General features: G+C 72.0%; 11 protein-coding genes. 9 read left to right on the top strand and 2 right to left on the bottom strand.

Going from position 1 to position 13,834, the window contains the following annotated elements:
- The first annotated feature begins 76 nt into the window (after window positions 1–76).
- The 6 genes from ACFYNS_RS23130 (at window position 77) to ACFYNS_RS23105 (ending at window position 5,884) form a co-directional block, all read left to right on the top strand.
- The gene (locus ACFYNS_RS23130) at window positions 77–523 is read left to right on the top strand and encodes a DUF3499 domain-containing protein (RefSeq protein WP_360291202.1); all 447 of its coding nucleotides are present in this window, start codon (window positions 77–79) and stop codon (window positions 521–523) included.
- Between the two features lie 84 nt (window positions 524–607).
- Complete coding sequence (locus ACFYNS_RS23125) at window positions 608–1,990, top strand: phosphomannomutase/phosphoglucomutase (RefSeq protein ID WP_360291182.1); 1,383 nt, start codon at window positions 608–610, stop codon at window positions 1,988–1,990.
- 115 nt (window positions 1,991–2,105) lie between these two features.
- Window positions 2,106–2,279 (top strand): Trm112 family protein, encoded by a 174-nt coding sequence (locus tag ACFYNS_RS23120; protein ID WP_019356880.1) that lies wholly within the window; start codon window positions 2,106–2,108, stop codon window positions 2,277–2,279.
- 122 nt (window positions 2,280–2,401) lie between these two features.
- A complete protein-coding gene (locus ACFYNS_RS23115; protein WP_360291186.1) occupies window positions 2,402–3,607 on the top strand; it encodes an SIS domain-containing protein in 1,206 nt (401 codons plus the stop codon).
- 75 nt (window positions 3,608–3,682) lie between these two features.
- Window positions 3,683–4,867, top strand: a complete 1,185-nt coding sequence (gene manA / locus ACFYNS_RS23110) for a mannose-6-phosphate isomerase, class I (protein ID WP_388604851.1) — start codon at window positions 3,683–3,685, stop codon at window positions 4,865–4,867.
- 39 nt (window positions 4,868–4,906) lie between these two features.
- On the top strand, window positions 4,907–5,884 hold the full coding sequence (locus ACFYNS_RS23105; protein ID WP_388604849.1) for a cation diffusion facilitator family transporter: 978 nt from the start codon (window positions 4,907–4,909) through the stop codon (window positions 5,882–5,884).
- A 194-nt stretch (window positions 5,885–6,078) separates the two neighbouring features.
- Here ACFYNS_RS23105 and ACFYNS_RS23100 read toward each other — a convergent pair whose 3' ends face one another.
- Window positions 6,079–8,433 (bottom strand): fructose-specific PTS transporter subunit EIIC, encoded by a 2,355-nt coding sequence (locus ACFYNS_RS23100; RefSeq protein WP_388604847.1) that lies wholly within the window; start codon window positions 8,431–8,433, stop codon window positions 6,079–6,081.
- A gap of 393 nt (window positions 8,434–8,826) precedes the next feature.
- Between ACFYNS_RS23100 and ahcY the strand changes: the two genes are divergently transcribed.
- Both ahcY and ACFYNS_RS23090 read left to right on the top strand, forming a co-directional pair.
- Entirely contained in the window at window positions 8,827–10,287 is a 1,461-nt protein-coding gene (gene ahcY, locus ACFYNS_RS23095; protein ID WP_360302727.1) for an adenosylhomocysteinase, read from the top strand.
- A gap of 367 nt (window positions 10,288–10,654) precedes the next feature.
- Window positions 10,655–11,275, top strand: coding sequence for a hypothetical protein (locus tag ACFYNS_RS23090; protein WP_360302724.1), 621 nt, complete (start codon window positions 10,655–10,657; stop codon window positions 11,273–11,275).
- Window positions 11,276–11,344: 69 nt separating this feature from the next.
- Here the strand turns inward: ACFYNS_RS23090 and ACFYNS_RS23085 are convergent, their stop codons facing one another.
- On the bottom strand, window positions 11,345–12,310 hold the full coding sequence (locus ACFYNS_RS23085; protein ID WP_388604845.1) for an RDD family protein: 966 nt from the start codon (window positions 12,308–12,310) through the stop codon (window positions 11,345–11,347).
- 167 nt (window positions 12,311–12,477) lie between these two features.
- Here ACFYNS_RS23085 and ACFYNS_RS23080 point away from each other — a divergent pair, with 167 nt between their 5' ends.
- Window positions 12,478–13,485: a stage II sporulation protein M gene (locus ACFYNS_RS23080; protein ID WP_360302719.1), complete on the top strand. Its 1,008-nt coding sequence runs from the start codon at window positions 12,478–12,480 to the stop codon at window positions 13,483–13,485.
- The last annotated feature ends 349 nt before the right edge of the window (window positions 13,486–13,834 follow it).

Below are 13,834 nucleotides of genomic sequence, written 5' to 3'. Positions count from 1 at the left end.
GCGCCGAACCGCTCGGTCTGCCTTTCTGCAGATCAGACGTTTCCGGAGAACCCGGACGACACGGCAGAGTGACGTCCTGGCGAGTCGTCGCAGCCCGCTCAAGAGTGCGGTACGGTCCAACGCTGTGAGCCCTGTACGTCGCTGTTCGCGCACCGCTTGCGGTCGTCCCGCCGTCGCGACGCTGACGTACGTCTACGCGGACTCCACCGCCGTCCTGGGCCCCCTCGCCACCTACGCCGAGCCGCACTGCTACGACCTGTGCGCCGAGCACTCCGAGCGGCTCACCGCGCCGCGCGGCTGGGAGGTGGTCCGGCTGGCCGTCGACACGGCAGCGGCCCGCCCCAGCAGCGACGACCTGGAAGCCCTGGCCGACGCCGTGCGCGAGGCGGCCCGGACACCGCGCCCCGACCCGCGGGACCCGACCCCGCGCGACCGCCGGGGCGGGCCCGAGGCGGGCGACGCCGACGCGACGGAGGTCGCCCGGCGCGGCCATCTGAGGGTCCTGCGGTCCCCGGAGCCGTAGCGCACCGCGCTGCCGCACGGCGCCCTTCCGTGCCGCGGGTAGATTTGGGACCGTTTACGACCGACGACCCAGGAGAGGCTGGCCGTGGCTGATCTGTCTCAGATCGTGAAGGCGTACGACGTGCGCGGTGTGGTGCCGGACCAGTGGGACGAGGCGACAGCTGAGCTGTTCGGCGCCGCCTTCGTCCATGTCACCGGCGCATCGGCGCTCGTCGTCGGACACGACATGCGCCCCTCCTCGCCCGGTCTCGTCCGGGCGTTCGGCCGGGGTGCGGCCGGACAGGGCGCCGACGTCACCGAGATCGGCCTGTGCTCCACCGACGAGCTCTACTTCGCCAGCGGCAAACTCGGCCTGCCCGGCGCGATGTTCACCGCCAGCCACAACCCCGCCCGCTACAACGGCATCAAGATGTGCCGGGCCGGTGCGGCGCCGGTGGGCGAGGAGACCGGGCTGGCCGAGATCCGCTCCCTGGTGGAGGGGTGGGTCGTCGAGGGCGCACCCGCCTCCGACAAGCCTCAAGGCACCGTCACCCAGCGGGACATGCTCGCGGAGTACGCCGAGCACCTGCACTCCCTCGTCGACCTGTCGCACATCCGCCGGCTCAAGGTGGTGGTCGACGCGGGCAACGGGATGGGCGGTCTGACCGTTCCCTTCGTGCTGGCCGGGCTGCCGCTCGAAGTCCACGACATGTACTTCGAGCTGGACGGCACCTTCCCCAACCACGAGGCCAACCCGCTCGATCCGAAGAACATCGTCGACCTGCAGCGCCGGGTCCGCGAGGTCGGCGCCGACCTCGGCCTGGCCTTCGACGGCGACGCCGACCGCTGCTTCGTGGTGGACGAGAACGGCGACCCGGTCCCGCCGTCCGCGATCACAGCGCTGGTCGCCTCGCGCGAGCTGGCCAAGGCGCCCGGCTCCGCCGTCATCCACAACCTGATCACCTCCTGGTCCGTCCCGGAGGTGATCAGGGAGAGCGGCGGGCAGCCGGTCCGCACCCGCGTCGGCCACTCCTTCATCAAGGAGGAGATGGCCAGGACGGGTGCCATCTTCGGTGGCGAGCACTCGGCCCACTACTACTTCCGCGACTTCTGGAACGCCGACACCGGCATGCTCGCCGCCCTCCACGTGCTGGCCGCACTCGGCGGACAGGACGGCACCCTCTCCCGCCTCGTCGCCCACTACGACCGCTACGCCTCCTCCGGCGAGATCAACAGCACCGTCGAGGACCAGTTCAACCGCACGGCAGCAGTCAAGGCCGCCTTCGCGGGCCGCGAGAGCATCACCATGGACGAGCTGGACGGCCTCACCGTCACCGGCGTCAACTGGTGGTTCAACCTGCGCCCCTCCAACACCGAACCGCTGCTGCGGCTGAACGTGGAGGCCCGCGACGCCGCCACGGTCGAGCGGGTCCGCGACGAGGTGCTGGCCATCGTGCGGGCGGAGGGCGAGCGGACCCTCACGGTCTGACGGCCGCCCCCGGTACCGCCGACCGCACCCGGCGGTACCCTGACGGCACAGTCACCGCAGCCGCAGCCGCAGCCGCAGCCGCAGCCGCAGCCGCACACCGCACCTGGAGGAAGACATGCCGCTCGAAGCCGGACTCCTGGAGATCCTCGCCTGTCCGGCGTGCCACGCGCCGCTGCGTGAGGAGGGCGACGAACTGCAGTGCACCGGGGACGCGGAGTGCGGCCTGGCCTACCCCGTACGCGACGGCATCCCGGTGCTCCTGGTGGACGAGGCCCGCCGGCCCGCCTGAAGCGGCCCGTCGCGGCACCTGGCAACACATCGGCGCCTCCATCCGGGACGCGCCGCCGGAGCGCCGCACCCGCGGTGGCTGCCGCCACGCGCAGCACCGGAAGCCGATCGGAGGCACGGAAGATGCTCGACGAGACGCTCCTCGACGCCCCCGAGGACCTGGCCCGCGCCGACGCCCGCGGTCTGCTGCGCGGCGCCGCACAGGCCGGTGCGCACGTGCGCACCGGCATCCGGCAGGCAGCCGAGGCGGGCGTGGACACCCTCCGGCCGGAGGGCCGCCCCCGCGCCCTCCTGGTCGCCGGTCCGGGGTCCGCCCTCGCGTGCGTCACCGACCTGCTGGGCGCCCTCACCAACGGCTCCCTGCCCGTCACCGGCCTGCGCCCCACCGGTGCCCAGGCCGCCGGCGGCGCCCTGCGCTGGACGCTGCCCGGCTGGGCCGGGCCACTGGACCTGCTGCTGCTCGTCACCCCGGACGGCACCGAACCCGGCCTCACGGCGCTGCTCGACCAGGCGTACCGGCGCGGTTGCACCGTCGTCGCCGTCACCCCGCGCGGCACCCCGCTGGCCGACGCGCTCGGCGAGACCCGCGGCCTCACCCTGCCCCCGGCCCCGGCCCCGCACGGGGTCCACTCCTCCCTGGACCGCCCCGAGCATCCGCTGGACCCGGCAGCCCCCGCCGCTGCGCCGGGCGGCGGTCCCGGAACCTTCTGGAGCCTGCTCACCCCGCTGCTGCTGCTGTGCGACCGCCTCGGACTGACCCGCAGCGGCCCCGCGGAGCTCGCCGGGGTCGCCGACCGGCTGGACGAGGTCGCCGAACGCTGCGGACCCGCCGTCCCGACCTACAGCAACCCCGGCAAGACCCTGGCCGTCGAACTGGCGGGCTCGATACCGCTGCTGTGGAGCGAGGGCGGCGTCGCGGCCGCCGCGGCGCGGCACTGGTCCGCGGTCCTGGCCGGGCTCTGCGGCCGCCCCGCGCTCGCGGCGGGCCTGCCCGAGGCGCTGACGGCGCACGGGGCGCTGCTGACCGGCCCCTTCGCCCCGGCCTCCGGCCAGGACGACTTCTTCCGCGACCGGGTCGAGGACGAGCAGACGACCCGCGTCCGCGTCGTCCTGCTGCGCGAGGCGCCTCCCGGTGCCGACTCCGCGACCGTGCCGGCCCGCGACCTGGCCTACGCGCACGGAGCGGCACTCAGCGAGCTGGAACCGGCCGAGGGCAGCGGTCCGCTGGAGGCGGCCGCCGAACTGATCGCCACCGCCGATTTCGCCGCCGTTCACCTCACGCTCGCCGACAGCGACTCCCCTTGGGCAGGACGCGGCACTCGGGCGTGACGCGTCCCGGCGTGCCGCCGCGCCCACCGCACCCCGCACGGAACACCTCCCCGCAGGACAGGAACAGCACCTCTCATGGACCGTCTGGAGAACTCCGTCAGGCCGTACGCCTGGGGCTCCACCACCGCCCTCCCGGAACTGCTCGGCCAGGAGCCCACCGGCCGCCCGCAGGCCGAACTGTGGATGGGGGCGCACCCCGGCGCACCCTCCCGCATCGACCGGGGTGCCGGACCGCTCCCGCTGTCCGAGGTGATCGACGCCGCTCCGGAGCGCGAACTGGGCACCCCGACGGTGCGCACCCACGGCCCTCGGCTGCCCTTCCTGCTGAAGCTGCTGGCAGCCGCGGCCCCGCTCTCCCTCCAAGTGCACCCCGACAGCACGCAGGCTGCGCAGGGCTACGCCGACGAGGAGGCGCGCGGCATCCCGCTGGACGCGCCGGAGCGCAACTACAAGGACGACAGCCACAAGCCCGAACTCCTCTGCGCTCTCACCCCGTTCGAGGGACTGTGCGGATTCCGGCACCCCGAGGAGGCCGCCGCGCTGCTGGACGGACTCGGCGTGCCCGGACTGAAGCCGTACGTCGACATCCTGCACGCCCGCCCCGGTGACGAGGCCCTGCGCGAAGTGCTGTCCGCCCTGCTGACGGCGGACCGGGATGCGATGGCTGCCACCGTCGCCGCGGCCGCCGAAGCAGCTGCCGCGCGCCCCGAGTACGCGGTGTACGCGGACATCGCACACCACTACCCGGGCGACCCCGGAGTGCTCGCCGCGATGCTCCTCAACCACCTCGTGCTGCGCCCCGGGGAGGCGCTGTACCTGGCCGCCGGAGTGCCGCACGCCTACCTCAGCGGCCTCGGCGTCGAGATCATGGCCAGCTCCGACAACGTGCTGCGCTGTGGCCTGACGCCCAAGCACGTGGACGTACCCGAACTGCTGCGCATCGTGCGCTTCGAGCACACCGAGCCGGGCGTACTGCGGCCCGAAGCCGACGAGGTGAGCGGCGAGGAGGTCTACGAGACGCCCGTCGGGGAGTTCCGCCTCTCCCGCTTCGTCCTCGTCCCCGGCGCCCCGGCGCACCCGCTGGACCCGTCCGCCGCGCAGATCCTGCTGTGCACCGCGGGAGCCGTCGTCCTGCACGGCGGGGCAGACGGCGGGGAGGAACTCGCCCTCGCGCCCGGGCAGTCCGCCTACGTTCCGGCCGACGAGCCGGTGCGGATCTCGGGTGACGGTACGCTCTTCCGCGCCACCGCTGCCGTCTGATCGGACGGTCGCACAGCAGCAGGAAGGGACCTCTCACTCGTGAGTGCATCAGGCGGAACAAAGGCGATCGTCGCCGCACTGGGCGCCAACCTGGCCATCGCCGTCGCCAAGTTCGTCGCGGCGGCCTTCAGCGGCTCGGCCTCGATGCTGGCCGAGGGCGTCCACTCCGTGGCCGACTCCGGGAACCAGGCCCTCCTGCTGCTGGGCGGAAAGAAGGCCAAGAAGCAAGCCAACGAGGAGCACCCCTTCGGCTACGGCCGTGAGCGCTACATCTACGGCTTCCTGGTCTCCATCGTCCTGTTCACCGTCGGCGGCGTCTTCGCGCTCTACGAGGGCTACGAGAAGATCGTCCACCCGCACGAGATCGAGCACTGGTACTGGCCGGTCGGCGTCCTCCTCTTCGCCGTGGTGGCCGAGGGCTTCTCCTTCCGGACCGCCATCCGGGAGTCCAACGAGATCCGCGGCAAGCAGAGCTGGACCCAGTTCGTCCGCCGCGCCAAGGCACCCGAACTGCCGGTGGTGCTCCTGGAGGACTTCGGCGCGCTCGTCGGCCTCGTCCTCGCCCTCGGCGGCGTCGGCCTCGCCCTGCTGACGGGCGACGGCGTCTGGGACGGTGTGGGCACCATGTGCATCGGTGCGCTGCTCGTCGTCATCGCGCTGGTGCTCGCGGCGGAGACCAAGTCGCTGCTGCTGGGCGAGTCCGCCGCCCCCGCCGAACGGGACCGGATCCGCGCCGCGCTCGTCGACGGCGAGACGGTCACCCGTGTCATCCACATGCGCACCCTGCACCTGGGCCCGGAGGAGCTGCTGGTGGCCGCCAAGGTCGCCGTCCAGCACGACGACACGGCCGCACAGGTGGCCCGTGCCATCGACGCCGCGGAGCACCGCGTCCGCGAAGCCGTCCCGATCGCCCGGGTCATCTACCTGGAGCCGGACGTCTACCGTGCGGAGCAGGACACCGGGCCGGAGCCGGCGGCGGAATCGGCGGACGCGTCCGGCCGCGGCCCCGGCGCCTGACCGGGCCGTCCGCCCTCCCCGGGCGTGCCGGGCCCGGCACGATTGCCGTGTGCGGTGCGAGGGCCCGCCCCCGGGATCGGGGGCGGACCCGTTCCGGCGGGAGCACCACCGCGGTGTGCTGTCCCGGCACCGGAGCGGCTCAGAACCCTGTCGCCCTCCTCATGGTGCGGTCAGGAGCGGGCGATGCGCCGGCCTCAGCCGATCTCGGCGAGCGCGGTCAGCACCGCGTCCTTGTCCGGAGCCTCCAGCAACCGGGTGCGGAACGCGGGATCCATCAACTTCCGCGACAGCAGCGCCAGGATGCGCAGGTGCTCGTCACCCGCCGCAGCCTCGGGCACCGCGATCATGAACACCAGCCGCGCCCTGGTCCCGTCCAGCGAGCCCCACTCGATGCCCTCGGCGGACCGTGCGAACCCGACGACCGGAGCGGTGACCGCGTCCGTCTTGGCGTGCGGAACGGCGATCTCCTCGCCGAGCCCGGTCGTGCCCTGCTCCTCGCGGGCGAGCGCGGCCCGTACGAGGGCCTCGCTGTCGGCGACCTTGCCGCTGCGGCCCAACAGCTCGGCCATCTCCCGGATGCCGGCTTCCTTGCCGTCGGCCGCGAGCTGCTCGCTCACGGTCTCCGCGGACAGATATCCGGACAGCGCCCCGGACGGCTCCGCGGCGGCATCGGACGCGGAGCTGCTTTCCGGGCCGGTGCCGGCGGTCCCGGGCGCGTCCTCGGCGGCCTCCGGCTCCCCGGCTGGTGCGCCGGCCGCGGGGACGGTGCCGCTCGCGCGATCCGGCGTCCCGCCCTGGGCCGGCACGGCAGGCCGCTCCCCGGCAGGGGCCGGGGACTGCTGGGCCGCCCGGGCCGAGTGCGCGGCAGAGTCCGGCGCGGGGTCCGCCGCCGTGCTCCGGGCGGCCGCCGTGCCCCGGGCGGTGTCCCCCGAGCCGTCCACGGCGCGGACACCGGCGCCCACCGCGGCCGGGGCGCGCACCGCACCCTCCGCGGAGTCCGTTCCGGGGGTGTCCTGCCCGGAACGCCGTGCTCCGAGCGTCACCAGGCCGACCGTGGTCGCTGCCGTGACCGCGGCACCGATCAGGAGCGCCGCGAAGAACATCGCCACACCGTCGACCGCGCCCAGCACCGCCACGATCGGCCCGCCGTGCGGCACGTTGTCCCCGACCGAGGCCAGCCCGGCGATGCCGCCCGCGACGGCGCCGCCGAGCATGTTCGCCGGGATCACTGTGGCGGGCCGCGCGGCGGCGAACGGGATGGCGCCCTCCGTGATGCCGAAGAAGCCCATGAACAGTGCGGCCAGGCCGGTCTCCCGCTCCTGGTCGGAGTAGAACCTGCGGCGCAGCAGCGTCGCGAGGCCCTGCCCCAGCGGCGGCACCGGAATGGCCGCCGCGCACATCCCCATCACCTCGGGGCTCTTGGAGACCAGCCCGGCCCCGAACAGGAACGCGGTCTTGTTGACCGGGCCGCCCATGTCGAAGGCGATCATCAGCCCGAGCACCACGCCCAGCAGCGCGGCGCTGGTCCCCGTCATACCGCCCAGGAAGTCGGTGAGGTTCTCGAAGACCCAGGAGATCGGCCTGCCGATGACATAGATGAAGAACAGGCCGAGCGCGGAGGTCGCCACGATCGGGATCACGATGATCGGCATGATGGGCCGTACGAACCGCGAGACCGGTATCCGCTTGATCCAGCGCACCAGATACCCGGCCAGGAACCCGGTGACGATCGCGCCGATGAAGCCCGCACCGGACTCGGAGTCGTACAGCTCGCCGGTGTTGGCGATCCAGCCGCCGATCATGCCCGGGACCAGCGCGGGGCGGTCGCCGATCGCATAGGCGATGTAGCCGGAGAGGATCGGCACCATCAGCGTGAACCCGATCACGCCGATGTCGTTCACGTGTTTCCAGAAGCTGCCGTCGGGGATCACCAGACCGCCGTCGGCCTGCGGGTGCCCGCCCAGCGCGAGCGAGACGGCGATCAGCAGTCCGCCGACGACCACGAACGGGATCATGTACGAGACGCCGTTCATCAGCGCCTTGTAGCCGGCACTGCGCTCCCGGCCCTTGGCCCCGGCGGGCCCGGTGGCCGCCGTGCCGGAGCCCCCGCCGCTCCCGGCGCCGCTCCCGTCGCCGGTGCCGGCACCGCTGTGGGCCTCTCCGGCCGGAGCGGAGGCCGCGCCGCCCGGATGCACCGGGGCCTCGCGTACCCGGTCGATGAGCCCGTCGGGGTCGCTGATGCCCTCCGCCACTCCGACGCAGAGCACCCGCTTGCCGCCGAACCGGCTGAGGTCCACGTCCTTGTCGGCGGCGACGATCACGCCGCTCGCAGCGCTGACATCGTTGTCAGAGAGGACGTTCTCAGCGCCGATGGACCCCTGGGTCTCCACCTTCATGGCGATACCACGGGCTTGTGCGGCCTGGGTCAGTTTTTCCGCCGCCATGTAGGTATGGGCGATACCGGTCGGACACGCCGTCACAGCGAGCAGTTTCAGCCCCGGGTCGGCCGGGGGAGCCGCTCCGTCACGGGGGTCGGCAGGACTGGTCACGTGGGAACTCCTAGCTCGGCCAAGGGGTGGAGGGATGCGTTCTCGCGCCATCGCAGTGGCAGTCGCAGAGGCCGCAGGGTGCACCGAACCAGCCGGACGACCAAAAAAGCAAGCGGCCGAAAACCGACCCCGAGGCGCCCTTGCTGTCAGCGGCGCCCGTCTTGTCCCCTGGACGGGCGGTGTAGATTCGTAGAGCCAGACGTCGCTGCTGATGGCGGTCGGGAGGCCCGGACCCCGGGCCACCGAGGGAGAGAGGGCCTCCGACGGACTGAGCTGCGAGCAGGGGACGAGTGTGCCCGGTCACGATGCGCGCCTCCGCGCGACCGGTACCGCACCGCCCCGGCGCCGCAGCACGGACCAGCCTTATTTCTCGACACCGAGGAGCAGCTCGCAATGACGACGACCTCCACGACCGGCCAGGACTTCAAGGTCGCGGACCTCTCGCTGGCGGCCTTCGGCCGCAAGGAGATCAAGCTGGCCGAGCACGAGATGCCCGGCCTGATGGCGATCCGCAAGGAATACGCCGCCGACCAGCCGCTCGCGGGCGCCCGTGTCACCGGCTCCCTGCACATGACCGTCCAGACGGCGGTGCTCATCGAAACGCTGGTCGCCCTGGGGGCCGAGGTCCGCTGGGCCTCCTGCAACATCTTCTCCACCCAGGACCACGCCGCCGCGGCCGTCGCCGTCGGCCCCGACGGCACGCCGGAGAACCCGAAGGGCATCCCGGTCTTCGCCTGGAAGGGCGAGACCCTGGAGGAGTACTGGTGGTGCACGGAGCAGGCCCTCACCTGGCCGAACGCCAGCACCGGCGGCCCGAACATGATCCTCGACGACGGCGGTGACGCCACCCTCCTGGTGCACCAGGGCGTCGAGTGCGAGAAGGCGGGCTCCGCACCCTCGGTCGACACCGCCGAGAACGACGAGCACCGCGTCGTCCTCTCGGTGCTCAACCGCACCCTCAGCGAGAACCCGCAGAAGTGGACCCAGCTCGCCTCGGAGATCCGCGGCGTCACCGAGGAGACCACCACCGGTGTCCACCGCCTGTACGAGATGCACCAGGCGGGCACGCTGCTCTTCCCGGCGATCAACGTCAACGACGCCGTCACCAAGTCGAAGTTCGACAACAAGTACGGCTGCCGCCACTCGCTGGTCGACGGCATCAACCGCGCCACCGACGTCCTCATCGGCGGCAAGACGGCCGTCGTGTGCGGCTACGGCGACGTCGGCAAGGGCTGCGCCGAGTCCCTGCGCGGCCAGGGCGCCCGGGTCCTGATCACCGAGATCGACCCGATCTGCGCCCTGCAGGCGGCGATGGACGGCTACCAGGTGGTGACCCTGGACGACGTGGTCGAGACCGCCGACATCTTCATCACCACCACCGGCAACAAGGACATCATCATGGCCTCGGACATGGCCAAGATGAAGCACCAGGCCATCGTCGGCAACATCGGCCACTTCGACAACGAGATCGACATGGCGGGCCTCGCCGCCATCGACGGCGTCGTCAAGGACGAGGTCAAGCCGCAGGTCCACACCTGGACCTTCAAGGACGGCAAGACCCTCATCATCCTCTCCGAGGGCCGCCTGCTGAACCTGGGCAACGCCACCGGCCACCCCTCGTTCGTGATGTCCAACAGCTTCGCGGACCAGACGATCGCCCAGATCGAGCTGTTCACCAAGCCCGAGTCCTACCCGACCGACGTCTACGTCCTGCCCAAGCACCTCGACGAGAAGGTCGCCCGCCTCCACCTGGAGGCCCTGGGCGCCAAGCTGACCACGCTCCGCCCGGAGCAGGCGTCCTACATCGGCGTCCCGGTCGAGGGCCCCTACAAGCCGGACCACTACCGCTACTGAGCACCGCGACCGGCCGGCCGGTGCGGGTGGCGTACGCGACCGTGCGCACCCGCACCCGGCCCGGTCGGCCCGCCGGTACACGCCGACGAGTACCGGCGGTGCGCGTCGGCGCGCACCGCGGTACCCACCGGTGTCCTGACGGCAGAAGGCCGTACGGTGGTACCGGGCCGAGCCCGTCACCACCGGTCGCGCCGCCTCCGGCACCGCCGGAAGGACGGTACGGTCCGCTCCAGCACCACGGTCCTACCGGGCCCCGCGCCGAGTCCGGCGACACCACCTCCGGACCTGCCCGGCCCCCGGACCGGACCCCAGGCCCCCCGCCCCGGCGGGGGCCTGCCCGTCACCGCACCGACCCCGGACACCGCCCATGCCCCGCGGCCGCTATTCGCTGCACGATCCGCACGACCACACCTTCCTCGGAGAAGAGCACTTCCACTGCGCCACCGGCCCCTCCGGCTGGCGCTACGTCTCACAGCTCACCGACCCCGCGGGTGAGCACACCGGCTCCGTCGACCTCACGCTCGACGATCTCGGCCGCCCGATCCGGCTCGAACTCCGCGCCGCGAACTGGCGGATCCGCGGAGCGGCACTCGACGGCGTCACCTGGGTGCGTTCCGATCCCATGGGCGAGCAGGCCCAGGAGGGCAACGCCGCCGCCCACTCCTTCACCGGCGCATCCCCCGCATTCCTCATCGCGACCGCACGGCTGCTGCGCCCGGCTCCCGGTGACCCGGCGACCCGCGTCCGCCTCGTCGCGTTCACGCCCCCCGTCCTCGCTCCCCGCACTCTGGACCAGTCCTGGACGCTGTCCGACAGCGAAGCACACGACACCGACAACGGCCCGCTCGTCGTGCACAACTACCAGGTCAACGACTTGCAGACGGGGGAGCAGCACGCGGTGCACCTCGCCGGCGACGTCGTTCTGGCGGCCCCGGGCATCGAGTTGGAGGACCTGGAGTCGCCCCCGTCCGTGTTCGACCAGGGTTAGACGCGTCGAAGTCCCGCTCCCGTGCTCCCGTGCTCTCGGGCTCTCGGCACCGGCCGGACCGAGAGCGGGCTAAGAGGGCGGTATGAAGCCTGTGCGCGGAGTGGGCGGCCCGTCCTCGCCCCCGCCCGGGGCCGAGCCCTCCCGCTCCGAGGCAGGTCGGGAAGGAGGCGGAGTCGCCGTGGACGATGACGGCTGTGCCTGTGCCTGTGCCTGTGCCTGTGCCTGTGGCGACGGCTGGGAAGCCGATGACGGGGAAGACGGCATCCCGGGGGAAGACGGCATCCCGGGGGAACCGAAAGAACGCCGCGCCTCCCGCTCCCGCCGCTCCGCAGCGATCCCGGCCAGATAGCTGATCGCGGGCATCCCCTGCGGCACCGGCGCTCCGGTCCGCTCGATGACATCGTCCGCGAGCTGTTCCGCCATCGAGTGCCGCACAGCGGGATCCAGTTGCTCGGCACGCAGCAGGAACTGCCGGATCGCGAGCCAGAGCGCGTCCGGGACGCGCGAGAGATCGAGCCCGGCGAACTCCGCGGTGCACCACCGGGGCGGCTGCGGCACCGTCGTCTGCCGCAGCCGGGGGCTGCGTTCCCGTACCACCAGCGTCCCGGCGAACACATCACCCAACCGACGGCCCCGCTCGGAGACCAGTGAGGCCGTACAGGCCACCACACCGAACAGCAGCTGCATCTCGACGACACCGACCGCCCCGCGCACCAGCGCGTGCCGGAACCGGATCGGACCGCCGTCGTCCCGCACGACCCGCAGCCCCGCCGCGATCTTCCCGACCGAGCGTCCCCCGGTGAGCGTCTCGACCGCGATCGGAAGTCCGACGAGGACCACCATGAACAGTCCCACCTGCACAGCCGCGAGCGCCGCTGGGTCCAGGGAGTCCACCGACACCAGCAGGGCGAGCGTCAGCGCGAGGTAGATGACCCAGACGATGACCAGGTCCACGCAGACGGCCAGCGCCCTGCTCGGCAGCCGCGCCGGACGCAGCCCGAGCACGACGGCCTCCCCGGTCACCAGCTCGCTCATCGCACACCCCCGGTTCGTCGGACGCGGCGCAGTGGCACCACGGCCACAAGCCGCACTCGCACCTCATGGCGGGGAGGCTCCCGCCGCGGCACCATTCGGCACCTGCGGCAACCATCTGGCGCCGCAGCCCCAGTCTTCCAGTAAGACGATCTGGGAAACTCGACTCCATGGACCTGGACGTCTTCGTCTCGTCGCACCGCGCGGAGTGGGAACGCCTGGACGCACTGCTGCGCCGCCACCGCCGGCTCTCCGGCGCGGATGCCGACGAACTCGTCCGGCTCTACCAGCGCGCTGCCACCCACCTCTCCCAGGTGCGCTCGAGTGCGCCGGATCCGGACATCACCGAACGCCTCACCCACCTCGTCGCCCGCGCGCGCAGCGCGATCACCGGAGCGGACACCGCCTCCTGGCAGGATGCGGCGCGCTTCTTCACCGCCGGCTTCCCCGCCGCTGTCTACCGCTCGCGCACCTGGTGGGTTCCGACAGCCCTGCTGTCCATCGTGCTGACCGCGCTCATCGCGTGGTGGGTGGGCACCCACCCCGAGGTCCGCGCCACCATCGGAGCGCCGGAGGAGCTCCGCGAGATGACGCGTCCCGGCGGCCAGTACGAGGCGTACTACTCCAGCCACCCCGCCACCTCCTTCGCGGCCCAGGTCTGGACGAACAACGCCCAGGCCGCAGCCCTCTGCCTGGCCTTCGGGACCCTCCTCGGCATCCCCGTGCTCTGGGTGCTCTTCCAGAACGTCCTCAACCTCGGCGTCGGCATCGGGCTCATGGGGTCCGCCGGACGCCTCGACACCTTCCTCGGCCTGCTGCTGCCGCACGGCCTGCTCGAGCTGACAGCCGTCTTCGTCGCGGCAGGCACGGGGCTGCGTCTGGGCTGGACTGTCATCGATCCGGGGCCCCGGAGCCGGCGGACAGCACTGGCACAGGAAGGACGTTCGGCACTCGGCATGGCCCTCGGACTGGCGGCCGTCCTCCTCGTCTCCGGCGGCGTGGAAGCCTTCGTGACCCCCTCCGGCCTGCCGACCTGGGCGCGGATCCTCATCGGAGTCCTGGTGGAACTGGCCTTCCTCGGCTACGTGTACGTCCTGGGGCGCCGGGCTGCAGGGATGGGCGAAACCGGTGACATCGCCGTGTCGGACCGCTCAGCCGAGGCGCCCACCGCCGCATGATGTGCGTGGACAGCCGGAAACCTGCTACTGTCCTCTCCGCCCCGGAAAACCGTTGACGCGGTGGCCTGCGGGCAGTAGATTCGAACAGTTGCCTAGAGTTGGACAAGCTCGGCAGCAGCAGTTAGATTCTTCTCCGCTTCGGCTCAAGAAATCCGGCAACGGAATTCTCGTGCGAGAAGCACTCCGAACTTCAAGCAGATTCGATCTGATAGAGTCGGAGACACCGAAAGGGCAAACGTCCGGAGAAACCGGTGCTGCATCGTCAGAACCGATTGGTTTCGAAGGAAGCGTCCGTTCCTTGAGAACTCAACAGCGTGCCAAAAGTCAACGCCAGATATGTTGATACCCC

The organism is Streptomyces sp. NPDC006925 (genome assembly GCF_042869575.1).
GTDB lineage: Bacteria > Actinomycetota > Actinomycetes > Streptomycetales > Streptomycetaceae > Streptomyces.
This window is presented reverse-complemented; position numbering and strand designations above follow the sequence as displayed.